Below are 25,054 nucleotides of genomic sequence, written 5' to 3'. Positions count from 1 at the left end.
GGTGTGACTGGCGGACGCACGGTGGTTCCCCCCCTGGCGGTTGCTCTCTTCGGCTCTGTTCGGCCTCTGTCGGCCTCTGTTCAGCCTCTGTCGGCCCGGAGCCCGGATCGGTTTCGGCTTCGGGTCTGATCAGTCGCGGGGCGGGCCGCTCGGTGGTTCGTCGGCCGCTCGGTCGGCTGAGGGGCCTGTTGAGGCTGTGGTGCGGGAGCGCGCCCAGGCCGTCACGGCGCGGTGGAACAGCAGGAGCAGCGTGAGGGTGACGAGCAGGGGCGGCGCGAGGGGTGCGAGCGCGTCACGCCACACCCAGCCGCCGACCGCGACGAGATACAGAACCCCCCAGCGCCCCGGCCACGGCAGCCGCCCGCCCGCGCTCGCGAGCAGCAGCCCCAGTGGTACGAGACACAGCAACTGGCAGACCGGCGGCGCCCAGCGCAGCAGCGGTTCGGACCCCGAGAGCCCCCCCATGTCCGCCAGGAAACCGGCCGTCCTCTCATACAACGCCCCGTCCACCGGCCGCGGTTCCCGTCCGAGGGCGGCCGGTGCGGCGTACAGGGCGATGAGGGCGGCGCCCAGCGCCGTGCCGGGCAGCCACGGGTCGCGCCGCGTGCTCAGCGTGACGGCGGCGACGAACACCACGAGCAGGAGGCCGCCCGCGGTGAGCGACGGCAGGGGCAGGCCCTCCAGCAGCTGACGGCCGGTCAGGGCCGCTTCGGATGGCCGGTCGAGCCACGGCAGGTCCCGCAGCGGGGCCCAGAAGAACACGACGGCGACACCGAGCAGGCTCCACAAGGCGCCTCTCAGCCGCCGCTCCCGCGGCTCCTGGTCCGGCTCCCCGGGGCCGTGGGGCCCTGGCTGCCGGTCCGGCTCCCCGAGGCCGTGGGGCCCTGGCTGCCGGTCCGGCTCCCCGAGGCCGTGGGGCCCTGGCTGCCGGTCCGGCTCCCCGAGGCCGTGGGGCGGCGGCTGCCGGTCCGGCTCCCCGAGGCCGTGGGGCGGTGGCTGCCCGGTCGGGCCCTCCGGCCGCACGATCAGCGCCAGCGTGTCCGCCTGGAGCGCCTCGCGCTCGTAGCCGGGGCGCCCTATGAAGAGCGTGACCGTGTCCTGGTCGCCCTCCCGGGGCTGGTGGGCGGCCCGGCGGGCCCAGGTCGTGCCGTACCCGGCGGTGGCGTTGAGTTTCGCCCAGTGGGTGCCGTAGGAGGGGGCCGCGGGCGTGCGGACGGCGGGCGCACTGTCGTCGTGGCGCAGGGCCGCGCGCAGCCCGGCCGTGGAGACGACGGCGATCAGCGTCATGCTCAGCAGCACCGCCCAGCCCGCGCCCGCGATCCCGGACGGGGTGAACAGCACGGCCGCGCTGCCCAGCACGAGGGCGCACATGGTCCCTTGGAGCGCGGCGAGCACACCCGTGCGCCCCTGGACGCGCAGCACGCCGATGTAGAGCTCCACCACCACCCGCGGCAGGGCGCCCAAGGCCAGCAGCCGCAGCACGGTCGAGCCGTGCTCGGCGTAGTCGGGGCTGAAGGGCGTGAGGATGTACGGGGCGAAGACGACCAGCACGGCCACGACCGGGACCAGCAGCAGCGTCATGCGCCGCAGGGCGCCCCGGACGCCGTCGGCGAGCTGGCGGGGGTCGTGCGAGGCGTGCGCGGTGAGCGACGAGGCCATGTTGATGGCCATGAACTCCATCGTGCCGCCGACGGTGTACGCCACGTAGAAGTAACCGTTCTCGGCGGCGCTGAAGCGGACCGCGACCATCACCGGCAGCAGGTTGATCATCGCCAGGCTGAACAGGGCGCCCAGCGAGTCCCCGGCCAGGAAACGCCCCATGTCCTTGATCTTCGGGGGTTCCTTGTCGCGGTCGGCCTCCGCCTGGCGCGGGATCAGCCGGCGAAAGATCAGCCAGCCCAGCGGCAGCGTGGAGAAGGCGATCGCCACCGCCCAGGAGACGAAGATGCCGAGCACGGGCAGCATGCCGGCGAAGACCGCCAGGAGGACCAGCTTCCCGACCGAGAACACCGCGTTCCCGGCGGGCACCCACTCCGCCTTGCGCAGTCCGGTGAGCACCCCGTCCTGGAGGGTGAGCAGCGCCCAGGCCACGCACGCCGCGACGAACACCGCTCCCGCCATGGGCCTGCCCAGGGGCGCGTAGGACGCTCCCCACGCGTCGAGCGTGAGCAGGAAGACGGCGGCCGCGAGCGCCACGACCAGCGAACTGGCCACGTACGTGCCCCACACCAGGCGCCCGGTCTGGCGTCCCGCGCGCGGGACGAAGCGGACGACGGCGCCGATCATCGTCGTCGCCGTGATGCTGGCGAGCAGCCGCATCGCGGCGATCGCGGCCGAGCCCTGGCCGACGGCCTCCTCCGTATAGTAGCGGGCGGCCACCAGCCAGAATCCCAGGCCCAGTACGGCGGAGACGCCGGTGCTGAGCATGAGGAAGTAGGCGTTCTTGAAAAGCGAGTCGTGGGTGTGGTCGCCGTCGGCAGGCTTCGGCCCGCCGCCGTCGGTGCGCGCGGCGGCGGGCTCGTGCACCTGGATCTCAGTCACGGGACTGTCCCAGCCCTCCCGGTGTCGGCCTGCTCCGAGGCGGCTCTTCCTCTCCCGGCGCCCGCACCGGCCGCGCCCCGGACCGCTCCAGCACCTCGGCGACCGTCCGCGCCCGCAGCGGGTCCACGGGCAGCGCGTGCCGGGCGAACCAGCGGGCCGCCTCGGGGGCCGGCGAGGGGTCGGTGAACTCCGCACCGGCGTAGTCGTCGAGGGGCGGGTCGTAGAGGTAGCCGACGACGATGCCCTGTCGCGCGAGAGCCGCCACCGCCGCGTCCCGGTCGGCCACGAACAGCGGCACACGGAACAACGGCTGGGTGCCGTAGGCGTCACGCGGCTTGGCCCAGGGCGTGGAGAGCAGCAGCTCCGTGCCGGCCCGGCAGGCGTCCAGGACGTCGTCCAGCCGGTCGAGCCCCCGCCCGATGCGCCGCAGTCGCAGCCGTCCGGCCTCCAGGCGGTAGTCGTGCATGTCGACGCGCACCCACGGGTGATGGGCGTCGAGCCCGGGCGTCTCGCGGGCGGCGAGGGCGAGTTCGTCCGGGCGCAGCGGCATCCGGATCTCCTCGCGGTCCGCCAGTCCCAGCAGCCGGATCGCGGCCCAGGCGGCGCGCCGCAGCCGCAGCCCGCGCACCGCCGCCTCCGCGTAGGGCCGGATCAGGTAGGCCAGTTCGGCACTGGTCCGGCGTGGCGCGAGCAGTCCGGCGCAGGTCTTCTCCACCGCCTCACGCAGCCCCGGGTCGGCGAGCGAGAGGATGCCTCCGGCCTTGGCCCCGACGTGCTTGGACAGGCTGAACACGGAGGCCTCGCCCCACGCCCCGACCGGTCTGTCCCCCACCCGGCTGCCGATCGCGTGCGCCCCGTCCTCGAAGAGCGGGATCCCCAGCGCGTCGCACTTCTGCCTGAGGCGCGGCGCCGGGTCCGGGTTCCCGTACAGGTTCGTGGTGAGGACGGCCGACACCGAGCCCCACACCTCGTCCGGCACGGCATCGATGTCGATGGACGCGTCGAGCGGGTTCAACGGCGCCTGCACCGGCCGCAGTCCGGCCGCGAGCACGACGAAGAAGATCACGTCGTCGTTGACCGGCGACATCAGGACCCGTCCGCCGGGCGGGCACCAGTGGCGCAGCGCCACGTACAGCCCGAAACGGCACGACGGTACGTACACACATTCCCGGCCGAGCCGGACGCGCATGGTCTCTTCCAGCCGTTTCGGCTGTGCGCCATGCCGCACCGAACCCGGACCGGCCTCCCCTATGGCCATCCGCCCCCCAGATGTGCCGTGGGAAAGCCCCCTCCCCGAGGCCTTCCGGCACCCGCCCAGAGTCGCCCCGTTCGCACCGCTCCGTCAAGATTGCGTCGCGTCCTGTGGATAACTTCCGGCACGTACGAATGTGGCGTCCCGTCCGGCGCGCCGGAGTCGCCCCGTCCGGTCCCACCAGGGCCCACCTGCCCCGTTCGTCCGTCTCCGCCTCCTCGGACTCTGCCCAGGACCGGCGTGTCACCCGTAACGTGTGGCACGACCACGAACACGTGGCGACGACATGGCACACCCGAAAGCGAGGCAGCACCCGATGCCCCCCTTCGATGTCCCCGAGGGCGACCCCTTCGGCCCGCACAACCTGCCGTACGGCGTGTTCTCCCTCCCCGGCTCGTCCCACCGGACCGTGGGCGTCCGCCTCGGCGACCACGTGCTGGACGCGGGCGCGGCGGCCCACGCGCTCGGCTCGCCGTACGCCTCCCTGCTCGCGCGGCCGACCCTCAATCCGCTGCTGGCCGCGGGCCGCACCGCCTGGTCCGACGTGCGCCGGGCGCTGACCGCCTGGGTGACCGTGCCGTCCCACCGCGAGACCGTCGCACCGCTGCTCCACCCCCTGTCGTCGGTGACCCTGCACCTGCCGTTCGAGGTCGCGGACTACGTCGACTTCTACGCCTCCGAGAACCACGCCCGGAACGTCGGGCAGATCTTCCGCCCCGACGCCGAGGACTCCCTCACCCCCAACTGGAAGCACCTGCCGATCGGCTACCACGGCCGCTCCGGCACGGTCGTCGTCTCCGGCACGGAGGTCGCACGCCCGTCCGGCCAGCGCAAGGCGCCCACGGACGCCGCTCCCGTCTTCGGCCCGTCCGTCCGCCTGGACATCGAGGCCGAGGTCGGGTTCGTCGTCGGCGTGCCCTCCCGGATGGGCGCGCCGGTGGCCCTCGGCGACTTCCGCGAGCACGTGTTCGGGCTGTGCCTCCTCAACGACTGGTCCGCGCGCGACATCCAGGCCTGGGAGTACGTGCCGCTCGGCCCGTTCCTCGGCAAGTCCTTCGCCACGTCGGTGTCGGCCTGGATCACCCCGCTGGACGCCCTGGAGGAGGCGCTCGTGGCGCCTCCGGCCCGGACGCACGGGCTGCTGCCCTACCTGGACGACAGCGACGAGGAACCCGGCGGCTACGACCTGCGGATCAGCGTCGCCGTCAACGGCCACGTCATCTCCGAGCCTCCCTTCTCCACCATGTACTGGACGGCCGCCCAGCAACTGGCCCACATGACCGTCAACGGCGCCTCCCTGCGCACCGGCGACCTGTACGGCTCCGGCACGGTCAGCGGCCCGGCGGAAGGGGAACGCGGCTCCCTGCTGGAGCTCACCTGGAACGGCCGCGAACCGCTCGAACTCCCCGACGGCAAGCGCACGTTCCTGGAGGACGGCGACGAGGTGACCCTCTCGGCCTGGGCCCCGGGACCGAACGGCGTACGGGTCGGGCTGGGCGAGGTGACGGGCCGGGTGGTCCAGGGCTGACGCGGACCGGCCGGGAGCAGCCTCTCCAGGCGTGCGACGGTCGCCCCTCCCGTTTCCTCTGTTGTCGTTCAGCCCCTGACGCACACCGCCCGGCCCGTCATACTGGGCGCGGGGCGGTGTGCCCGCACGTACGCCACGCTCGGCGCACCGGTGCGCACGGCGACCGCCCTCCCCCGAACGACCCGTAGCCGCCCCTCTTCCGACGAGGAACCGGAGCCCGTGGCCATGACCGTCTGCCTGCTCCTGCTGAGCGTCGTCGCCGTGACGGCCGCCGTCCCCGTTCCCCGTGCGCTGACGCGGGCCGCATGGCCCGAGCGGGAACCGGTGGTCGCGCTGTGGGTCTGGCAGTGCCTGGTGGCCACCGTTCTGCTGTGCTGCGTGACGGCACTCTCCCTGGGCGCCGCGGCCGTCTTCGGTACCGTCCGCGCCCAGCTCTTCGCCCCGGCGCCCCCCGCGGTGACCGCGGCGTACGACCTGTCCACCGCCCCGCCCTGGGCCGCCGCCCTCACCCTGCTGCTGGCCTGCGGTGCCGCCTGGACGACGGCGATGCTCGCCCGGGAGCTCGTCGAGGCCCGCCGGCGCCGCGCCCAGGCCCGCGCCCACCTGCGCGAGCGCGCCCCCGACCTGCCGGCCGGCCTGCCCGCTGCGCGGGGACCGCTGCTGGTCCTGGAGGACGAGTACCCGGACGCCTGGTGGATGCCCGGCAGCCCGCCGCAGCTGATCGTCACCACGGGCGCCCTGCACCGCCTCACCGGGCACCAGATCGACGCCGTCCTCACCCACGAGCGGGGCCACGCCCGGGCCCGCCACGACTGGCTGCTGCACCTGTCCACGGCCCTGGCCACCGGCTTCCCCCGCATCCCGCTGTTCGCCCACTTCTGCGACCAGACCCACCGCCTGGTCGAACTGGCCGCCGACGACACGGCCTCCCGCCGCTGCGGCCACCTGACCACGGCCCTGGCCCTGATCGAGCTCAACCAGCACCGCGGCGTCCTGTCCTGCGCCTCCAGCCACCGCCTGCTGGGCGAGCGGGTCGACCGGCTCCTGGAACCGCCTCCCCGGCTGGGCCGCCGGCACCGGGCCCTGACCACCACGACGGCGGCCCTCGTACCGCTGCTGCCCCTGCTGATCGCGTTCGCCCCGGGACTGACGGCACTGTCATAGCGGGGCCGGACCGGCGGCCGGTGGGGCTCACGGGGATGCCGGACCGGCGGGCGGTGGCTCGCTGCGGGGCCAACCCGACGGCCGTAACCCTCGGCGGCGCACCGGCTCCGCAGCCGGTGACTCCCGGCGGGGGCCAACCCGACGGCCGTAGCTCCCGGCGGCGCACCGGCTCCGCAGCCGATGGCTCGCGGGAGGGCCAACCCGACGGCCGTAACCCTCGGCGGCGCACCGGCTCCCGCGGCCGATGGCTCGCGGGGGCGTATCGGCCCGTCGGCCGTAGCCCTCGGCGGCGCACCGGCTCCCGCGGCCGATGGCTCGTGGGGGCGTATCGGCCCGGCGGTCGGTGGCGCCCTGGCACTGACCCGGCACCGCGCCACCGAGGAGGCCCGGGCGGCTCTCGCCACGGCGACGACGGACTCCGACGCGGACGTCAGGGCGTATGCGGGACGGGCTGTGTGACCGGTCCGGCCCGAACACCGGTCTGACCCGGCAGGACCCCGGCCCTACATCCAGTCGTCGGGCTCCGGCTCCTCGTCCATCTCCGGCCAGTGGTCCGGCTCGCCCGCGTCCTGTCGGGCGGGGTGAGCCGCCTCCTGGCCGGGCGCTGTCCGGGCCGGGGGCGAGTCGCCCGCCGCGGGAGCGGAGGCTGCCGGTCCACCCCGCGAGGCGAGCACCTCCAGCACACCCTCGCCGTACGTCGTCAGCTTCTTCTCACCGACCCCGCTGATCCCGCCGAGCTCCCCCACCGACGTCGGCCACACCGTGGCGATCTCCCGCAGCGTGGCGTCGTGGAAGATCACATACGCCGGGACGCCCTGCTCACGTGCCTGCTCGGCGCGCCAGGCACGCAGTGCCTCGAAGGCCGGCAGCAGTTCCTCGGGCAGCTCGGCGGCGACAGCCTTGCCCTTGCGCTCGCCCCGCCCGGAGCCGGAGGACGAGGCCCCCGACCGGGAGGTCACCGGCTTCTTCGGCTCCTTGCGCAGCGGCACGTCCCGCTCTCGCCGCAGCACTGCCCCGCTCGCCTCGGTCAGCACCAGCGTGCCGTACTCGCCCTCCACCGCGAGCAGCCCCTGGGCGAGCAACTGGCGGATGACACCCCGCCATTCGCCCTCGGTGAGCTCCTCGCCGATGCCGAACACGGACAGCTGGTCGTGGTCGAACTGGATGACCTTGCCGGTGCGCTTCCCCAGCAGGATGTCGACGATCTGCACCGCGCCGAACTTCTGTCCGCGCTCCCGCTGCAGCCGGACCACCGTGGACAGCGCCTTCTGCGCCGCGATCGTGCCGTCCCAGGTCTCCGGTGGGGTCAGGCAGGTGTCGCAGTTACCGCAGCCGGAGGCGTCCGGGTCCTGGCCGAAGTAGGCGAGCAGTTGGCCCCGGCGGCACTGGGCCGTCTCGCACAGCGCCAGCATCGAGTCCAAGTGGGCCTGGGCCCGGCGCCGGAAGGCCTCGTCGCCCTCGCCGGACTGGATCAGCTTGCGCTGCTGGATGACGTCGTTCAGCCCGTAGGCCATCCAGGCCGTCGAGGGCAGCCCGTCGCGGCCGGCCCGGCCCGTCTCCTGGTAGTAGCCCTCGACCGACTTGGGCAGGTCGAGGTGGGCGACGAAGCGCACGTCCGGCTTGTCGATGCCCATGCCGAAGGCGATGGTCGCCACCACGACCAGGCCGTCCTCCCGAAGGAAGCGGGACTGGTGGGCGGCGCGTGTCCCCGAGTCCAGGCCCGCGTGGTACGGCACCGCCTCGACGCCGTTTCGGCTGAGGAACTCGGCGGTCTTCTCCACCGAGTTGCGCGACAGGCAGTAGACGATGCCCGCGTCGCCCGCGTGCTCCTCGCGCAGGAAGCTCAGCAGCTGCTTCTTCGGGTCGGCCTTGGGCACGATCCGGTACTGGATGTTGGGCCGGTCGAAGCTCGCCACGAAGTGGCGGGCCGTCGGCATGTTCAGCCGCTCGGTGATCTCCTGGTGCGTCGCGTCCGTGGCCGTCGCCGTCAGCGCGATCCGCGGCACGTCCGGCCAGCGCTCGCCGAGGAGGGACAGCGCCAGGTAGTCGGGCCGGAAGTCGTGGCCCCACTGGGAGACGCAGTGCGCCTCGTCGATCGCGAAGAGGGAGATCTTGCCGCGGGAGAGCAGGTCGAGCGTGCTCTCCAGCCGCAGCCGCTCCGGCGCCAGGTACAGCAGGTCCAGCTCGCCGGCGAGGAACTCGGCCTCCACCATCCGCCGCTCGTCGAAGTCCTGCGTGGAGTTCATGAACCCGGCGCGCACGCCCAGCGCCCGCAGCGCGTCCACCTGGTCCTGCATCAGGGCGATCAGCGGGGAGACGATGACGCCCGTGCCCGGCCTGACCAGGGACGGGATCTGATAGCACAGCGACTTGCCGCCGCCGGTCGGCATGAGCACGACGGCGTCACCGCCCGCCACCACATGCTCGATGACGGCTTCCTGCTCGCCCCGGAAGGCGTCGTAGCCGAAGACCCGGTGCAGCGCGACCAGCGCCTCGCTCGCGTCGGCACCGAGGGGCCCGGCGGAGCCGCGGCCCGCGCCGGTCCCGGCTCCGGTCCCGGTCGTCCCGATCCCGATCGCCTCCGTCCCGGCCACCGCGTCCAGTTCCGTCATCACACCTGTCCCGCCCGTCGCGCCCATCGTTGCGTCCCCCGTGCGTCGCGCCTCGACCACTGCGTCCACCATAGGCGCCCCCACCGACAGCCCCGGAGTCATCCACAGGTCCCGCCCGGTGGAGGCGGCATCCATACATACGTGCGACTCGACCGGCGGGCCGTCCGCCTGCCCGGAAACGCCGTGGGGCCCGGCTCCCGAAGGAGGCCGGACCCCATGGGGACGTACGCGGATGTCAGCGGACGAACACGCCCGCCTGCCCCGCCAGATCGAGGAAGTACTGCGGCGCCACACCGAGCACCAGCGTGACCGCCACGCCCACCCCGATCGCCGTCATCGTCAGCGGCGACGGCACCGCCACCGTCGGGCCCTCCGGCCGCGGCTCGCTGAAGAACATCAGCACGATGACGCGGATGTAGAAGAACGCCGCGATCGCCGACGAGATCACACCGATGACGACGAGCGGGGCGGCCCCGCCCTCCGCCGCCGCCTTGAACACGGCGAACTTGCCGGCGAAGCCGGACGTCAGCGGGATGCCCGCGAAGGCCAGCAGGAACACCGCGAACACCGCCGCCACCAGCGGGGACCTGCGCCCGAGCCCGGCCCACTTCGACAGGTGCGTCGCCTCACCACCCGCGTCGCGCACGAGGGTGACCACCGCGAAGGCGCCGATCGTCACGAACGAGTACGCCGCCAGGTAGAACAGCACCGACGAGACACCGTCGGGCGTCGTCGCGATGACACCCGCGAGGATGAACCCGGCGTGCGCGATCGACGAGTACGCCAGCAGCCGCTTGATGTCGGTCTGGGTGATCGCGACGATCGCACCGCCCAGCATGGTGACGATGGCCACGGCCCACATGACCGGCCGCCAGTCCCAGCGCAGGCCCGGCAGGACGACGTAGAGCAGCCGCAGCAGCGCGCCGAACGCCGCCACCTTCGTCGCCGCCGCCATGAAGCCGGTCACGGGCGTCGGAGCGCCCTGGTACACGTCCGGCGTCCACATGTGGAACGGCACCGCGCCCACCTTGAACAGCAGGCCCATCACCAGCAGCGCGGCGCCGATCAGCAGCAGCGCGTCGTTGCCCATGGTGTCGGCGAGCGCCGGGTTGACGTCCTGCACGGTGCCCTCGACGACCTGCGCGATCGTCGCGTACGACATCGAGCCCGCGTAGCCGTAGAGCAGCGCGATGCCGAACAGGGTGAAGGCGGAGGCGAAGGCGCCGAGCAGGAAGTACTTGACCGCCGCCTCCTGCGACATGAGCCGCTTGCGGCGGGCCAGGGCGCACAGGAGATACAGCGGCAGGGAGAGGACCTCCAGCGCCACGAACAGCGTCAGCAGGTCGTTGGCCGCCGGGAAGATCAGCATGCCGGCGACGGCGAACAGCAGCAGCGGGAACACCTCGGTGGTGGTGAACCCGGCCTTGACCGCGGCCTTCTCGCTCTCGCTGCCCGGCACGGCGGCGGCCTGCGCGGCGAAGGAGTCGACGCGGTTGCCGTGCACCACCGGGTCCAGGCGCCGCTCGGCGAAGGTGAACAGGCCCACCAGGGCCGCCAGCAGGATCGTGCCCTGCAGGAACAGGGCCGGTCCGTCGACGGCGATCGCGCCCATCGCCGCGATCTGCGCCTTGGTGGTGCCGTATCCGTTTGCGGCGAGCGCCACGACCGCCGCGAAGGCGGCCGTGATCGCGACCACGGAGAGGAACATCTGGACGTAGTAGCGCGATCTGCGCGGGACGAACGCCTCGACCAGGATCCCGACGATCGCCGCACCGACGATGATCAGGGTGGGGGCGAGCTGCCCGTATTCGATCTTCGGCGCGTCGATCTTCGAGATCGGTTCGGCCGCGGTTGTCCACAGGCTGTGGACGGCTGTTGCGCTCACTTGGCCGCCTCCACCTCGGGCTGGGGGTCCTTCTTCTGGACGTCGGACATGGTCTGCTTGACCGCCGGATCGATGATCTGTGTGAGGGGCTTCGGGTAGACGCCCAGGAAGATCAGCAGGACGACCAGCGGGGTGACGACCACGAGTTCACGGACCCGGAGGTCCGGCATCGCGGAGACCTCCGGTTTCACCGGGCCCGTCATCGTCCGCTGGTAGAGGACGAGGGTGTAGAGCGCGGCGAGGACGATGCCGAACGTGGCGATGATGCCGATCACCGGGTAGCGCGTGAACGTGCCGACCAGGACCAGGAACTCACTGACGAACGGCGCCAGTCCCGGCAGGGAGAGGGTCGCGAGGCTGCCGATCAGGAACGTGCCGGCGAGCACCGGGGCGACCTTCTGCACTCCGCCGTAGTCGGCGATGAGCCGCGAGCCGCGCCGGGAGATCAGGAAGCCCGCGACCAGCATCAGCGCGGCCGTCGAGATGCCGTGGTTGATCATGTAGAGCGTCGCGCCGGACTGGCCCTGGCTGGTCATCGCGAAGATGCCCATGATGATGAAGCCGAAGTGGGAGATGGACGCGTAGGCGATCAGCCGCTTGATGTCCCGCTGGCCGACCGCCAGCAGCGCCCCGTAGATGATGCTGATCAGGGCGAGGACGAGGATGGCGGGCGTGGCCCACTTGCTGGCCTCCGGGAAGAGCTGGAGGCAGAAGCGGAGCATCGCGAAGGTGCCGACCTTGTCGACGACCGCCGTGATCAGCACGGCGACCGGGGCGGTGGACTCCTGCATGGCGTTGGGCAGCCAGGTGTGCAGCGGCCACAGCGGCGCCTTCACCGCGAAGGCGAAGAAGAAGCCGAGGAACAGCCAGCGCTCGGTGTTGGTCGCCATGTCGAGCGTGCCGTTGGCACGGGCCTCGGCGATCTCCTGGAGCGAGAAGTTCCCGGCGACCACGTACAGGCCGATCACCGCGGCCAGCATGAGCAGGCCGCCGGCCAGGTTGTAGAGGAGGAACTTGACGGCCGCGTACGAGCGTTGCGTCGCCGCCGCCTTCTCACCGTGCTCGTGGGCACGGTCCCCGAAGCCGCCGATGAGGAAGTACATCGGGATCAGCATGGCTTCGAAGAAGATGTAGAAGAGGAAGACGTCCGTGGCCTCGAAGGAGAGGATCACCATCGCCTCGACGGCGAGGATCAGGGCGAAGAAGCCCTGCGTCGGCCGCCACCGGCTGCTGCCGGTCTCCAGGGGGTCGGCGTCGTGCCAGCCCGCGAGGATGATGAACGGGATCAGCAGCGCCGTGAGCGCGATCAGCGCCACCCCGATGCCGTCCACGCCCAGTTCGTAGCGGACGCCGAAGTCGGCGATCCAGGCGTGGGACTCGGTGAGCTGGTAACGGTCGCCGCCCGGGTCGAAGCGCACCAGGACGGTGATCGCCAGGACGAGCGTGGCGAGCGAGAAGACCAGCGCCAGCCACTTGGCCACGGTGCGCTTCGCGGCCGGTACGGCGGCGGTGGCGATCGCCCCGACGGCCGGGAGCGCCGCTGTCACTGTCAGCAGAGGAAAGGACATCGGTATCAGACCGCCCTCATCAGCAGGGTCGCGGCGACGATGACCGCCGCACCCCCGAACATCGAGACCGCGTAGGAGCGGGCGAAGCCGTTCTGCAGCTTGCGCATCCGCCCGGAGAGGCCGCCGACCGAGGCCGCCGTGCCGTTGACGACGCCGTCGACCAGGGTGTGGTCGACGTAGACCAGGGACCGCGTGAGGTGCTCGCCGCCGCGGACCAGGACGACGTGGTTGAAGTCGTCCTGGAGCAGGTCGCGCCGGGCGGCCCGGGTGAGCAGCGAGCCGCGCGGGGCGACGGCCGGGACGGGGCGGCGGCCGTACTGGGCCCACGCGAGGGCGACGCCGATGACCATGCACGCGACGGTCGCGCCGGTGACCACACCCGCGCTGATCGGCGGGTTGCCGTGACTGTGCCCGGTGATCGGCTCCAGCCAGTGCAGGAACCGGTCGCCGATGCTGAAGAACGCTCCGCCGGCGACCGACCCGACGGCCAGCACGATCATCGGGATCGTCATGACCTTGGGCGACTCGTGCGGATGCGGCGGGGTGTACTCGCCGCGCGTCTGGGCGGCTGGCTCCACGTCGGGCTTGGCCGGCGACGGGGTCGGGGCGTTGCGCCAGCGCTCCTCGCCGAAGAAGGTCATCAGCATCACGCGCGTCATGTAGAACGCGGTGATGGCCGCGCCGAGCAGGGCGCAGGCGCCGAGGATCCAGCCCTCGGTGCCGCCCTTGGCGAACGCCGCCTCGATGATCTTGTCCTTGGAGAAAAACCCGGACAGGCCCGGGAAGCCGATGATCGCCAGGTAGCCGAGGCCGAAGGTGACGAAGGTGACCGGCATGTACTTCCGCAGTCCGCCGTAGCGGCGCATGTCCACCTCGTCGTTCATGCCGTGCATGACCGATCCGGCGCCGAGGAACAGCCCGGCCTTGAAGAAGCCGTGCGTCACCAGGTGCATGATCGCGAAGACGTAGCCGATGGGGCCGAGACCCGCGGCGAGGATCATGTAGCCGATCTGCGACATGGTCGAGCCGGCCAGGGCCTTCTTGATGTCGTCCTTCGCGCAACCGACGATCGCACCGAACAGGAGCGTGACCGCGCCGACGATGGTGACGACCAGCTGCGCGTCCGGGGCGCCGTTGAAGACGGCCGCGGAGCGGACGATCAGGTAGACGCCCGCCGTCACCATCGTCGCGGCGTGGATGAGGGCCGAGACCGGGGTCGGGCCCTCCATGGCGTCCCCGAGCCAGGACTGCAACGGCACCTGGGCGGACTTGCCGCACGCGGCGAGCAGCAGCATCAGCGCGATCGCGGTCAGCTTGTCCTCACCGGCGGCACCGGCCAGCCCGGCCTCACCGTGGCCGCCGAGCACCGGCCCGAAGGCGAAGGTGCCGAACCACAGGAACATCAGCATGATCGCGATGGACAGACCCATGTCGCCGACGCGGTTGACCAGGAAGGCCTTCTTCGCGGCCGTGGCGGCGCTGGGCTTGTGCTGCCAGAAGCCGATCAGCAGGTAGGAGGCGAGACCGACGCCCTCCCAGCCGACGTACAACAGCAGGTAGTTGTCGGCGAGGACGAGGATCAGCATCGCCGCGAGGAACAGGTTCAGATAGCCGAAGAAGCGGCGGCGCCGCTCGTCGTGCTCCATGTACCCGATCGAGTACAGGTGGATCAGCGATCCGACGCCCGTGATGAGCAGCACGAACGTCATGGACAACTGGTCGAGCTGGAAGGCGACGTCCGCCTGGAAGCCCTCGACCGGGATCCAGCTGAACAGGTGCTGGCTCAGGACGCGGCTCTCGGCGTCCCGGCCCAGCATGTCGGTGAACAGCACCAGGCCGAGCACGAAGGAGACGGCCGCGAGCAGGGTGCCGAGCCAGTGGCCGACGGCGTCCAGCCGCCGCCCGCCGCACAGCAGGACCGCCGCTCCGAGCAGGGGCGCCGCCACCAGCAGCGCAATGAGGTTCTCCACGATTCTTCCGACCCCTTACAGCTTCATCAGGCTGGCGTCGTCGACCGAGGCCGAGTGGCGGGCACGGAACAGGGACACGATGATCGCGAGCCCGACCACGACCTCGGCGGCGGCGACGACCATCGTGAAGAAGGCGATGATCTGGCCGTCGAGGTTGCCGTGCATCCGGGAGAAGGCGACGAACGCGAGGTTGCAGGCGTTGAGCATGAGCTCGACGCACATGAACACGACGATCGCGTTGCGCCTGATCAGTACGCCGGTGGCGCCGATCGTGAACAACAGGGCCGCGAGGTAGAGGTAGTTGACCGGGTTCACTTCGACGCCTCCTCGGACCGCTGGAACTTCGCCGGCCCGACCGCCCTGCGCTCCAGACGCTCCTCGGACCGCTGCTCCAGGGCCTTGAGGTCGTTGAGCGCCTCCCGCGACACGTCGCGGATCTGGCCGCGCTCGCGCAGGGTCTTGCTGACGGTGAGGTCGGACGGGGTGCCGTCGGGCAGCAGGCCCGCGATGTCGACCGCGTTGTGCCGGGCGTACACACCGGGGGCGGGCAGCGGCGGCAGTTGCTTGCCCTCGCGCACGCGCTCCTCGGCGAGCTCCCGCTGCGTCTTGGCCCGCTCGGTGCGCTCGCGGTGGGTGAGCACCATGGCGCCGACGGCGGCCGTGATGAGCAGGGCGCCGGTGATCTCGAACGCGAAGACGTACCTGGTGAACAGGAGGGCGGCCAGGCCCTCCACATTGCCCCCGGCGTTCGCCTGGCCGATGCCGTTGAACTCCGTCAGGGAGGCGTTGCCGATCCCGGCGACCAGCAGGACGCCGAAGCCGAGCCCGCACAGCGCGGCCAGCCAGCGCTGGCCCTTGATCGTCTCCTTCAGGGAGTCCGCCGCGGTGACGCCGACGAGCATCACCACGAACAGGAACAGCATCATGATCGCGCCGGTGTAGACGATGATCTGGACGATGCCCAGGAAGTAGGCGCCGTTGGCGAGGTAGAACACCGCCAGGACGATCATGGTTCCGGCGAGGCAGAGCGCGCTGTGCACGGCCCTCTTCATGAGGATGGTGCCCAGGGCGCCGATCAACGCGACGGTGCCGAGGGTCCAGAACTGGACGGCCTCTCCGGTGGAGGTGGAGTAGGCGGCGAGCTGGGCGGTCATCGGCCGATCACCTCGTCCGACGCGGGTTCGGTCCCGCCGAAGGTCGAGTCGGCCTCCTGCACGACCTCGCCCTTGGAGTGGGCGACCTGCTGTTCGGTGCCGGGCGCGGCTTCCGTCACCAGGCCCCGGTAGTAGTCCTGCTCGTCCGTGCCGGGGTAGATGGCGTGGGGCGAGTCGACCATGCCGTCCTCGAGACCGGCGAGCAGCTGTTCCTTGGTGTAGATGAGGTTGGCGCGGCTGGAGTCGGCCAGCTCGAACTCGTTGGTCATCGTGAGCGCCCGGGTGGGGCAGGCCTCGATGCACAGGCCGCACAGGATGCAGCGGGCGTAGTTGATCTGGTAGACGCGGCCGTACCGCTCGCCCGGCGAGTAGCGCTCCTCCTCGGTGTTGTCCGCGCCCTCCACGTAGATCGCGTCGGCGGGGCAGGCCCAGGCGCACAGTTCACAGCCGACGCACTTCTCCAGGCCGTCCGGATGGCGGTTGAGCTGGTGCCGTCCGTGGAAGCGCGGGGCCGTGGTCTTCTGCTGCTCCGGGTACTGCTCGGTCAGCCGCTTCTTGAACATGGCCTTGAAGGTCACGCCGAAGCCGGCCACGGGGTTCTGGAAACCGGGCTTGGTGTCCTTGGGTTCCTCAGTCATCGGACGCCTCCTTTCCATCCGTAGTTCCGCCCAGAGATTCGTCACTCCGAGTATCGGGGCCACCACTGACAATCAGCTCACGCTCACTGCGCGAGCGGCGGCGCGGGACTGGTGGGAGTTCCTGTCCCGGCAGGGGCGGCACGGGGAATCCGCCCGCCATCGGGTCGAAGGCGGTCGGGGTCTCGGCGGGCTCCTCGGCCTTCTTCGCCTTCTCGCGGAACATGTCGACGACGAAGGAGAGCAGCAGCAGGGCGAGTACGCCACCGCCGACGTAGAGGGCGATGTCACCGAAGGCGTAACCCTCGTTCCGGAAGGCCCGGACGCTCGCGACGAGCATCAGCCACACCAGCGCGACCGGAATGAGGACCTTCCAGCCGAGCTTCATCAGCTGGTCGTAGCGAACGCGCGGGAGGGTGCCGCGAAGCCAGATGAAGAAGAAGATCAGCACCTGGAGCTTGACGACGAACCAGAGCATCGGCCACCAGCCGTGGTTCGCGCCCTCCCAGAAGGTGCTGATCGGCCAGGGGGCCCGCCAGCCGCCGAGGAACAGCGTCACCGCGATCATCGACACGGTGACCATGTGGATGTACTCGGAGAGCATGAACATCGCGAACTTGATGGAGCTGTACTCGGTGTTGAAGCCGCCGACCAGGTCGCCTTCGGATTCCGGCATGTCGAACGGGGCCCGGCTGGACTCTCCGATCATCGTCACCATGTAGATCAGGAACGAGACCGGGAGCAGCATGAAGAACCAGCGGTCCTCCTGGGCTCCGACGATCGCCGAGGTCGACATCGAGCCGGAGTAGAGGAAGACCGAGGCGATGGCGGCGCCCATGGCGATCTCGTACGAGATGATCTGCGCGCACGAGCGGATACCGCCGAGCAGGGGGTACGTCGACCCGGAGGACCAGCCGCCCAGGACGAAGCCGTACACCCCGAGGGAACCGATGGCCAGGATGTAGAGCATCGCGACCGGCAGGTCGGTGAGCTGCATCGTGGTGCGCTGGCCGAAGATCGAGATCTCGTTGCCGGCCGGGCCGAAGGGGATCACCGCGATCGCCATGAAGGCCGGGATGGCCGCGATGACCGGCGCGAGGACGTACACCACCTTGTCCGCGCGCTTGACGATCACGTCCTCCTTCAGCATCAGCTTGATGCCGTCGGCGAGCGACTGGAGCATGCCCCACGGGCCGTGCCGGTTGGGGCCGATGCGCAGCTGCATCCAGGCGACGACCTTGCGCTCCATGACGATGGAGACCAGCACGGTCACCATCAGGAAGGCGAAGCAGAACACCGCCTTGATGCCGACCAGCCACCACGGGTCGGTGCCGAACATCGAGAGGTCTTCAGCGGCGAGGTACGGGCTCATCCCTCCACCTCCTTGGGGGCCTCGCCGGCGAGCGTCGCCGGGCCGATGCGGACGAGGGAACCGGGCCGCGCCCCGGTGTCGGAGGCGACGCCGCCCCCGGCGGAGTTCAGCGGCAGCCACACCACCCGGTCGGGCATGTCACTGATCTGGAGCGGGAGTTCCACGACCCCCTGCGGGCCGGTCACCGCGAGCAGGTCGCCCTCCTTGACGCCCGCCTCGGCGGCCGTCGGGGCCGACACCCGCGCGCGTGCCGCGTGCCGGGTTCCGGCGAGTGCCTCGTCGCCCTGCTGGAGGACGCCCTGGTCGAGCAGCAGCCGGTGCCCCGCGAGGACGGCTTCCCCGGCGGCCGGCCGCGGCAGCGCGGCCGCGGTCTCCAGGGGTTCACCGGCCCGCGGGCCGTCCCAGGCGCCGAGCCGGTCGATCTCGCCGCGCACGGTGCGCAGATCCGGCAGTCCGAGGTGGACGTCCATGGCGTCGGCCAGCATCTGGAGCACGCGCGCGTCGGTGGGCGCCGAGCTGCGGGTCATCTGGTCGGGCTTGAGCGCCGCCTCGAAGAAGCGGATGCGGCCTTCCCAGTTGAGGAAGGTACCGGCCTTCTCGGCGACCGCCGCGACGGGCAGCACGACGTCGGCCTTGCGGCTGATCTCGCTCGGCCGCAGCTCCAGCGAGACCAGGAAGCCCACCTCGTCCAGCGCCGCACGCGCGCGTGCCGGGTCGGGCAGGTCGGCGATCTCCACGCCCGCCACCAGCAGGGCCTGGAGCTCTCCGGTCGCCGCGGCCTCCACGATCTGGCCGGTGTCACGGCCGTAGCGGTGCGGGAGGCCGGCGACGCCCCAGACGGCGGCGACCTCGTCACGCGCGCGTGGGTCGGTGGCCGGGCGTCCGCCCGGCAGCAGCGACGGCAGCGCGCCCGCCTCGATCGCGCCGCGCTCCCCGGCCCGGCGCGGGATCCACACCAGCCGGGCACCGGTCGCGGAGGCGGTACGCGCGGCGGCGGTGAGCCCGCCGGCCACGGCGGCCAGCCGCTCGCCGACGACGATCACCGCGCCCTCGGCGCGCAGCGCCTCGGCGGCGAGCGCACCGTCGTCCTCCAGGCCGGCCCCGTTCGCGAGCGCGTCCAGCCACTCGGTCTCGGTGCCGGGAGCGGCCGGCAGCAGCGTGCCGCCGGCCTTCTCCAGACCGCGGGTGGCGTGCGTGGCGAGGGAGAAGGTCTTCTGCCCGTGCTGACGCCAGGCCTTGCGCAGCCGCAGGAAGACGCCGGGCGCCTCCTCCTCCGCCTCGAAGCCGACCAGCAGGACGGCCGGTGCGTTCTCCAGCGCGGTGTACGTGACGCCCGTGCCGTCGAGGTCCCGGCCGCGCCCGGCGATCTCGGCCGCGAGGAAGTCAGCCTCCTCACTGCTGTGCACCCGCGCGCGGAAGTCGATGTCGTTGGTGTCGAGCGCCACGCGCGTGAACTTGCTGTACGCGTAGGCGTCCTCGACGGTGAGGCGGCCGCCGGTCAGGACGCCGGTGCGGCCCCGCGAGGCCAGCAGCCCCTGGGCCGCGATCTGGAGCGCCTCGGGCCAGGAGGCCGGTTCCAGCTCGCCCTCGGCATTGCGCACCAGCGGCGTGTCGAGCCGGTCGCGCTGCTGCGCGTACCGGAAGGCGAACCGCCCCTTGTCGCAGATCCACTCCTCGTTGACCTCGGGGTCGTCTGCCGCGAGCCGCCGCATGACCTTGCCGCGCCGGTGGTCGGTGCGGGTGGCGCAGCCGCCGGAGCAGTGCTCGCACACCGACGGGGAGGAGACCAGGTCGAAGGGGCGGGAGCGGAATCGGTACGCCGCCGAGGTCAGCGCGCCGACGGGGCAGATCTGGATGGTGTTGCCGGAGAAGTACGACTCGAACGGGTCACCCTCGCCGGTGCCGACCTGCTGGAGCGCGCCCCGCTCGATCAGCTCGATCATCGGGTCGCCCGCGACCTGGTTGGAGAACCGGGTGCAGCGGGCGCACAGCACGCACCGCTCGCGGTCGAGCAGCACCTGCGTGGAGATCGCGACGGGCTTCTCGTAGGTCCGCTTGCGGCCCTCGAAGCGGGAGTCGGTGTCGCCGTGCGACATGGCCTGGTTCTGCAGCGGACACTCGCCGCCCTTGTCGCAGACCGGGCAGTCCAGCGGGTGGTTGATGAGCAGGAGCTCCATCACACCCTTCTGGGCCTTCTCCGCGACCGGGGAGGTGAGGTGGGTCTTCACCACCATCCCGTCGGTGCAGGTGATGGTGCAGGACGCCATGGGCTTGCGCTGGCCCTCGACCTCGACGATGCACTGGCGGCAGGCGCCGGCCGGGTCGAGCAGCGGGTGGTCGCAGAACCGGGGGATCTCGATGCCGAGCTGCTCGGCGGCCCGGATGACCAGGGTGCCCTTGGGCACGCTGATCTCCGCGCCGTCGATCGTCAGCGACACGAGGTCCTCCGGCGGGACCGCCGCCTCTCCCCCGCCGGAGGGAGAGCTGGTGGTCACGGTCATGCGTTCACCTCCGTGCGGTCGGCCCAAGCCGTCGACTTGGCCGGGTCGAAGGGACAGCCCCGGCCCGTGATGTGCTGCTCGTACTCCTCGCGGAAGTACTTCAGCGAGGAGAAGATCGGCGAGGCGGCGCCGTCGCCGAGGGCGCAGAAGGACTTGCCGTTGATGTTGTCGGCGATGTCGTTCAGCTTGTCGAGGTCGGACATCTGTCCCTTGCCTGCCTCGATGTCGCGCAGCAACTGCACGAGCCAGTAGGTCCCTTCGCGGCAGGGCGTGCACTTGCCGCAGGACTCGTGGGCGTAGAACTCGGTCCAGCGGGTGACGGCACGGACCACGCAGGTCGTCTCGTCGAAGCACTGGAGGGCTTTGGTGCCGAGCATGGAACCCGCGGCGCCCACTCCCTCGTAATCAAGAGGGACGTCGAGGTGCTCGTCGGTGAACATCGGGGTCGAGGAGCCGCCCGGCGTCCAGAACTTGAGGCGGTGCCCGGGGCGCATGCCGCCGCTCATGTCGAGGAGCTGGCGGAGGGTGATCCCGAGCGGCGCCTCGTACTGGCCGGGGCTGGCGACATGGCCGGAGAGGGAGTAGAGCGTGAAGCCGGGTGACTTCTCACTCCCCATCGACCGGAACCATTCCTTGCCCCGCTGCAGGATCGCGGGAACCGACGCGATCGATTCGACGTTGTTCACCACAGTCGGGCAGGCGTAGAGGCCCGCGACGGCAGGGAAGGGAGGGCGAAGCCGCGGTTGGCCCCGGCGGCCTTCGAGTGAGTCCAGCAGTGCGGTCTCCTCACCGCAGATGTACGCGCCCGCGCCCGCGTGCACGGTGATGTCGAGGTCGAGTCCGCTGTCCAGGATGTTCTCGCCGAGGAAGCCGGCCTCGTACGCCTCGCGCACGGCCGAGTGCAACCGCCGCAGCACGGGGACGACCTCACCACGCAGGTAGATGAAGGCGTGCGACGACCTGATGGCGTAACACGCGATGATCATGCCCTCGATGAGGCTGTGCGGGTTCGCGAAGAGGAGCGGGATGTCCTTGCACGTCCCCGGCTCCGACTCGTCGGCGTTGACAACAAGATAGTGCGGCTTGCCGTCCCCCTGCGGAATGAACTGCCACTTCATCCCGGTGGGGAATCCCGCACCGCCGCGTCCGCGCAGACCGGAGTCCTTGACGTACGCGATCAGGTCGTCCGGCGTCATGGCGAGCGCCTTGCGCAGCCCTTCGTAGCCGTCGTGCCGCCGGTAGACGTCCAGCGTCCAGGACTTGTCCTCGTCCCAGAAGGCCGACAGCACCGGTGCGAGCAGCTTCTCGGGGCTCGTGTCTTTCAGCTCGGGTGCCAAGGTCATCACTCCCCCTCCTCGGCGGTGGGCCCGGCCGAATCGGCGGGGCGGGGCGGAGCAGCCCCTCCATCAGGGGTGGCGGGGGGCGACGGGTGTGAGGGGTCGGAGGCCGATGTCTCCTGCGGCGCGTCGTGCGAGCTCAAGTGCTCCGTCGGCGACGGCTCGTGCGGTGCCGCGGTCCGGGGCGCCTCACCGCGCGGGTGCACCACGCGCGCGGCGGAGGTCTCCCCCTTGGCGAGCTTCAGGCCGACCAGGGAGGCGGGTCCCGCGCTTCCCCCGGACTCCACGGCCCCGTCCCGCTCGTCGGGGAAGCCGGCCAGGACCCGGGCGGTCTCCTTGAAGGTGCACATGCGCGCCCCGCGGGTGGGCGTGACCGGCCGTCCCGCGCGCAGGTCGTCGACGAGGCTCTTGGCGCTGGCGGGGGTCTGGTTGTCGAAGAACTCCCAGTTGACCATCACGACCGGCGCGAAGTCGCAGGCCGCGTTGCACTCGATGTGCTCCAGGGTGACCTTGCCGTCGCCGGTGGTCTCGCCGTTGCCGACGCCGAGGTGCTCCTGGAGCTCCTCGAAGATCGCGTCCCCGCCCATGACGGCGCACAGGGTGTTGGTGCACACCCCCACCTGGTAGTCGCCGCTCGGCCGGCGGCGGTACATGGTGTAGAAGGTGGCGACGGCGGTGACCTCGGCGGTGGTCAGGCCGAGGACGTCCGCGCAGAACCGCATGCCGGTGCGGGTCACGTGCCCTTCCTCCGCCTGCACGAGGTGCAGCAGCGGCAGGAGGGCGGACCGGGAGTCCGGGTAGCGGGCGATGATCTCGCGCGCGTCCGTCTCCAGACGGGCCCGGACGTCGTCCGGGTAGGCGGGTGCGGGCAGTTCGGGCATGCCCAGGCTGACGCCCCGCTCGGAAGACGATGTGGTCACCGGTCGACGCCTCCCATCACGGGGTCGATGGACGCGACGGCGACGATGACGTCGGCGACCTGGCCGCCCTCGCACATCGCCGCCATGGCCTGAAGGTTGGTGAAGGACGGGTCCCGGAAGTGGACCCGGTAGGGGCGGGTGCCGCCGTCGGAGACGACGTGCACCCCGAGTTCGCCCTTGGGCGACTCGACCGCCGCGTACGTCTGTCCCGGCGGGACGCGGAAGCCCTCGGTGACCAGCTTGAAGTGGTGGATCAGGGCCTCCATGGAGGTGCCCATGATCTTCTTGATGTGGTCGAGGGAGTTGCCGAGCCCGTCGGGACCCAGAGCGAGCTGCGCGGGCCAGGCGATCTTCTTGTCGGCGACCATGACCGGGCCGGGCTGGAGCCGGTCCAGGCACTGCTCGACGATCCGGAGGGACTGGCGCATCTCCTCCAGCCGGATCAGGAAGCGGCCGTAGGAGTCGCAGGTGTCGGCGGTCGGGACCTCGAAGTCGTAGGTCTCGTAACCGCAGTAGGGCTGCGCCTTGCGCAGGTCGTGCGGCAGGCCGGTGGAGCGCAGGATCGGACCCGTCGCGCCGAGGGCCATGCAGCCGGCCAGGTCGAGGTAGCCGACGTCCTGCATACGGGCCTTGAAGATGGGGTTCCCGGTGGCGAGCTTGTCGTACTCCGGAAGGTTCTTCTTCATCTTCTTCACGAACTCGCGGATCTGGTCCACCGCGCCGGGCGGCAGGTCCTGGGCGAGTCCGCCGGGGCGGATGTACGCGTGGTTCATCCGCAGGCCGGTGATCAGCTCGTAGATATCGAGAATGAGTTCACGATCACGGAATCCGTAGATCATGATCGTGGTCGCGCCCAGCTCCATACCGCCGGTGGCGATGCACACCAGGTGCGAGGAGAGCCGGTTCAGCTCCATCAGCAGGACGCGGATGATCGTGGCGCGGTCCGGGATCTGGTCCTCGATGCCGAGGAGCTTCTCGACGCCGAGGCAGTACGCCGTCTCGTTGAAGAACGACGTCAGGTAGTCCATGCGCGTCACGAAGGTGGTGCCCTGCGTCCACGTCCGGTACTCGAGGTTCTTCTCGATGCCGGTGTGCAGGTAACCGATGCCGCAGCGGGCTTCGGTGACGGTCTCGCCCTCGATCTCCAGGATCAGGCGGAGCACGCCGTGCGTGGACGGGTGCTGCGGGCCCATGTTGACGACGATGCGCTCGTCGTCGGCGCGGGCCGCGGACTGGACGACGTCGTCCCAGTCGCCGCCGGTGACCGTGTAGACGGTGCCCTCGGTGGTCTCGCGAGGGGAGGCGTGCGAAGTGCTCATGAGTACGACCTCCGCTGGTCCGGAGCCGGGATCTGGGCGCCCTTGTACTCGACGGGGATGCCGCCGAGGGGGTAGTCCTTGCGCTGCGGGAAGCCCTGCCAGTCGTCCGGCATCATGATCCGCGTCAGGGCGGGGTGGCCGTCGAAGACGATTCCGAAGAAGTCGTACGTCTCGCGCTCGTGCCAGTCGTTCGTCGGATAGACCGCGAACAGCGACGGGATGTGCGGGTCGCTGTCGGGGGCGCTGACCTCCAGGCGGATCACCCGGTTGTGGGTGATCGAGCGCAGGTGGTAGACGGCGTGCAGCTCGCGGCCCTTGTCGTTCGGGTAGTGCACGCCGCTGACGCCGGTGCACAGCTCGAAGCGCAGGGCCGGGTCGTCGCGCAGGGTGCGGGCGACGAGGACGAGGTGCTCGCGCTCGATGTGGAAGGTCAGCTCGTCGCGGTCGACGACCGTCTTCTCGATGGCGTTGCCGGGGAGCAGTCCCTGCTCCTCCAGCGCGCCTTCGAGTTCGTCGGCGACCTCGTCGAACCAGCCGCCGTAGGGACGGGCCGCCGGCCCCGGGAGCCGGATCGAGCGGACCAGGCCGCCGTAGCCGGAGGTGTCGCCGCCGTTGTTCGCGCCGAACATGCCGCGCTGGACGCGGATCTCCTCGCCTCCCTGGCCGCGCTGGCCGGGGAGGTTCTCCGCGGAGAGGTCCTTCTCGGGGTTGACACCGTTGCCGTTCGCGTCGCTCACCGCAGCAGCCCCTTCATCTCGATCGTGGGCAGGGCCTTGAGCGCCGCCTCCTCCGCCTCGCGGGCCGCCTCCTCGGCGTTCACGCCGAGCTTGGAGGACTGGATCTTCTGGTGGAGCTTGAGGATCGCGTCCAGCAGCATCTCCGGCCGGGGCGGGCAGCCGGGGAGGTAGATGTCGACCGGCACGATGTGGTCGACGCCCTGGACGATGGCGTAGTTGTTGAACATGCCGCCCGAGGAGGCGCAGACCCCCATGGAGATCACCCACTTGGGGTTCGGCATCTGGTCGTAGACCTGCCGGAGCACCGGCGCCATCTTCTGGCTCACCCGGCCGGCGACGATCATCAGGTCCGCCTGGCGCGGCGAGCCGCGGAAGACCTCCATGCCGAAGCGCGCCAGGTCGTAGCGGCCGGCGCCGGTGGTCATCATCTCGATGGCACAACAGGCGAGGCCGAACGTGGCGGGAAAGACGGACGACTTGCGCACCCAGCCCGCGGCCTGCTCGACGGTGGTCAGCAGGAAGCCGCTCGGCAGCTTTTCTTCGAGTCCCATGACGTGTG

General features: G+C 71.1%; 18 protein-coding genes. 2 read left to right on the top strand and 16 right to left on the bottom strand.

Annotation, left to right across the window (positions count from 1 at the left end; all coding sequences use genetic code 11):
* Positions 1-129 precede the first annotated feature (129 nt).
* Both A4E84_RS23795 and A4E84_RS23790 read right to left on the bottom strand, forming a co-directional pair.
* Positions 130-2,541, bottom strand: a complete 2,412-nt coding sequence (locus A4E84_RS23795; protein ID WP_079129092.1) for an oligosaccharide flippase family protein — start codon at positions 2,539-2,541, stop codon at positions 130-132.
* On the bottom strand, positions 2,534-3,799 hold the full coding sequence (locus A4E84_RS23790; protein WP_079129091.1) for a DegT/DnrJ/EryC1/StrS family aminotransferase: 1,266 nt from the start codon (positions 3,797-3,799) through the stop codon (positions 2,534-2,536). Before A4E84_RS23790 ends, A4E84_RS23795 begins: the two co-directional genes overlap by 8 nt.
* A gap of 310 nt (positions 3,800-4,109) precedes the next feature.
* On the opposite strand from A4E84_RS23790, the gene fahA reads away from it, so the two are divergent.
* Together fahA and A4E84_RS23780 are read left to right on the top strand one after the other, a co-directional pair.
* On the top strand, positions 4,110-5,321 hold the full coding sequence (gene fahA / locus A4E84_RS23785; protein WP_062928525.1) for a fumarylacetoacetase: 1,212 nt from the start codon (positions 4,110-4,112) through the stop codon (positions 5,319-5,321).
* 225 nt (positions 5,322-5,546) lie between these two features.
* Positions 5,547-6,485, top strand: coding sequence for a M56 family metallopeptidase (locus A4E84_RS23780; protein ID WP_062931577.1), 939 nt, complete (start codon positions 5,547-5,549; stop codon positions 6,483-6,485).
* A 503-nt stretch (positions 6,486-6,988) separates the two neighbouring features.
* On the opposite strand, the gene recQ is transcribed toward A4E84_RS23780, so the two are convergent.
* The 14 genes from recQ to A4E84_RS23710 form a co-directional block, all read right to left on the bottom strand.
* Complete coding sequence (gene recQ, locus A4E84_RS23775) at positions 6,989-9,097, bottom strand: DNA helicase RecQ (RefSeq protein ID WP_079129089.1); 2,109 nt, start codon at positions 9,095-9,097, stop codon at positions 6,989-6,991.
* A 235-nt stretch (positions 9,098-9,332) separates the two neighbouring features.
* Entirely contained in the window at positions 9,333-10,982 is a 1,650-nt protein-coding gene (gene nuoN, locus A4E84_RS23770; protein WP_062928523.1) for an NADH-quinone oxidoreductase subunit NuoN, read from the bottom strand.
* The gene (locus tag A4E84_RS23765; RefSeq protein WP_062928522.1) at positions 10,979-12,550 is read right to left on the bottom strand and encodes an NADH-quinone oxidoreductase subunit M; all 1,572 of its coding nucleotides are present in this window, start codon (positions 12,548-12,550) and stop codon (positions 10,979-10,981) included. Before A4E84_RS23765 ends, nuoN begins: the two co-directional genes overlap by 4 nt.
* A 5-nt stretch (positions 12,551-12,555) precedes the next feature.
* Entirely contained in the window at positions 12,556-14,520 is a 1,965-nt protein-coding gene (nuoL, locus tag A4E84_RS23760; RefSeq protein WP_062928521.1) for an NADH-quinone oxidoreductase subunit L, read from the bottom strand.
* A gap of 15 nt (positions 14,521-14,535) precedes the next feature.
* The gene (gene nuoK, locus A4E84_RS23755; protein ID WP_062928520.1) at positions 14,536-14,835 is read right to left on the bottom strand and encodes an NADH-quinone oxidoreductase subunit NuoK; all 300 of its coding nucleotides are present in this window, start codon (positions 14,833-14,835) and stop codon (positions 14,536-14,538) included.
* Positions 14,832-15,674, bottom strand: coding sequence for an NADH-quinone oxidoreductase subunit J (locus tag A4E84_RS23750; RefSeq protein ID WP_062928519.1), 843 nt, complete (start codon positions 15,672-15,674; stop codon positions 14,832-14,834). The genes nuoK and A4E84_RS23750 overlap by 4 nt, the downstream gene beginning before the upstream one ends.
* Positions 15,671-16,312, bottom strand: a complete 642-nt coding sequence (gene nuoI, locus A4E84_RS23745; protein ID WP_062928518.1) for an NADH-quinone oxidoreductase subunit NuoI — start codon at positions 16,310-16,312, stop codon at positions 15,671-15,673. Before nuoI ends, A4E84_RS23750 begins: the two co-directional genes overlap by 4 nt.
* Complete coding sequence (nuoH, locus tag A4E84_RS23740) at positions 16,305-17,681, bottom strand: NADH-quinone oxidoreductase subunit NuoH (RefSeq protein WP_062928517.1); 1,377 nt, start codon at positions 17,679-17,681, stop codon at positions 16,305-16,307. Before nuoH ends, nuoI begins: the two co-directional genes overlap by 8 nt.
* The gene (locus A4E84_RS23735; protein WP_062928516.1) at positions 17,678-20,182 is read right to left on the bottom strand and encodes an NADH-quinone oxidoreductase subunit G; all 2,505 of its coding nucleotides are present in this window, start codon (positions 20,180-20,182) and stop codon (positions 17,678-17,680) included. Before A4E84_RS23735 ends, nuoH begins: the two co-directional genes overlap by 4 nt.
* A complete protein-coding gene (nuoF, locus tag A4E84_RS23730) occupies positions 20,179-21,525 on the bottom strand; it encodes an NADH-quinone oxidoreductase subunit NuoF (protein WP_033309056.1) in 1,347 nt (448 codons plus the stop codon). The genes A4E84_RS23735 and nuoF overlap by 4 nt, the downstream gene beginning before the upstream one ends.
* Positions 21,525-22,439, bottom strand: coding sequence for an NADH-quinone oxidoreductase subunit NuoE (gene nuoE, locus A4E84_RS23725; RefSeq protein ID WP_062928515.1), 915 nt, complete (start codon positions 22,437-22,439; stop codon positions 21,525-21,527). Before nuoE ends, nuoF begins: the two co-directional genes overlap by 1 nt.
* Positions 22,436-23,758, bottom strand: coding sequence for an NADH-quinone oxidoreductase subunit D (locus tag A4E84_RS23720; RefSeq protein WP_062928514.1), 1,323 nt, complete (start codon positions 23,756-23,758; stop codon positions 22,436-22,438). The genes nuoE and A4E84_RS23720 overlap by 4 nt, the downstream gene beginning before the upstream one ends.
* The gene (locus tag A4E84_RS23715) at positions 23,755-24,495 is read right to left on the bottom strand and encodes an NADH-quinone oxidoreductase subunit C (protein ID WP_062928513.1); all 741 of its coding nucleotides are present in this window, start codon (positions 24,493-24,495) and stop codon (positions 23,755-23,757) included. Before A4E84_RS23715 ends, A4E84_RS23720 begins: the two co-directional genes overlap by 4 nt.
* The gene (locus A4E84_RS23710; RefSeq protein ID WP_031141109.1) at positions 24,492-25,046 is read right to left on the bottom strand and encodes a NuoB/complex I 20 kDa subunit family protein; all 555 of its coding nucleotides are present in this window, start codon (positions 25,044-25,046) and stop codon (positions 24,492-24,494) included. Before A4E84_RS23710 ends, A4E84_RS23715 begins: the two co-directional genes overlap by 4 nt.
* Positions 25,047-25,054 lie beyond the last annotated feature (8 nt).

Origin of the sequence: Streptomyces qaidamensis (genome assembly GCF_001611795.1) — a bacterium.
Lineage (GTDB): Bacteria > Actinomycetota > Actinomycetes > Streptomycetales > Streptomycetaceae > Streptomyces > Streptomyces qaidamensis.
The sequence above is the reverse complement of the archived record's forward strand: the minus strand, read 5'-3'. Positions and strand labels throughout refer to the sequence as shown.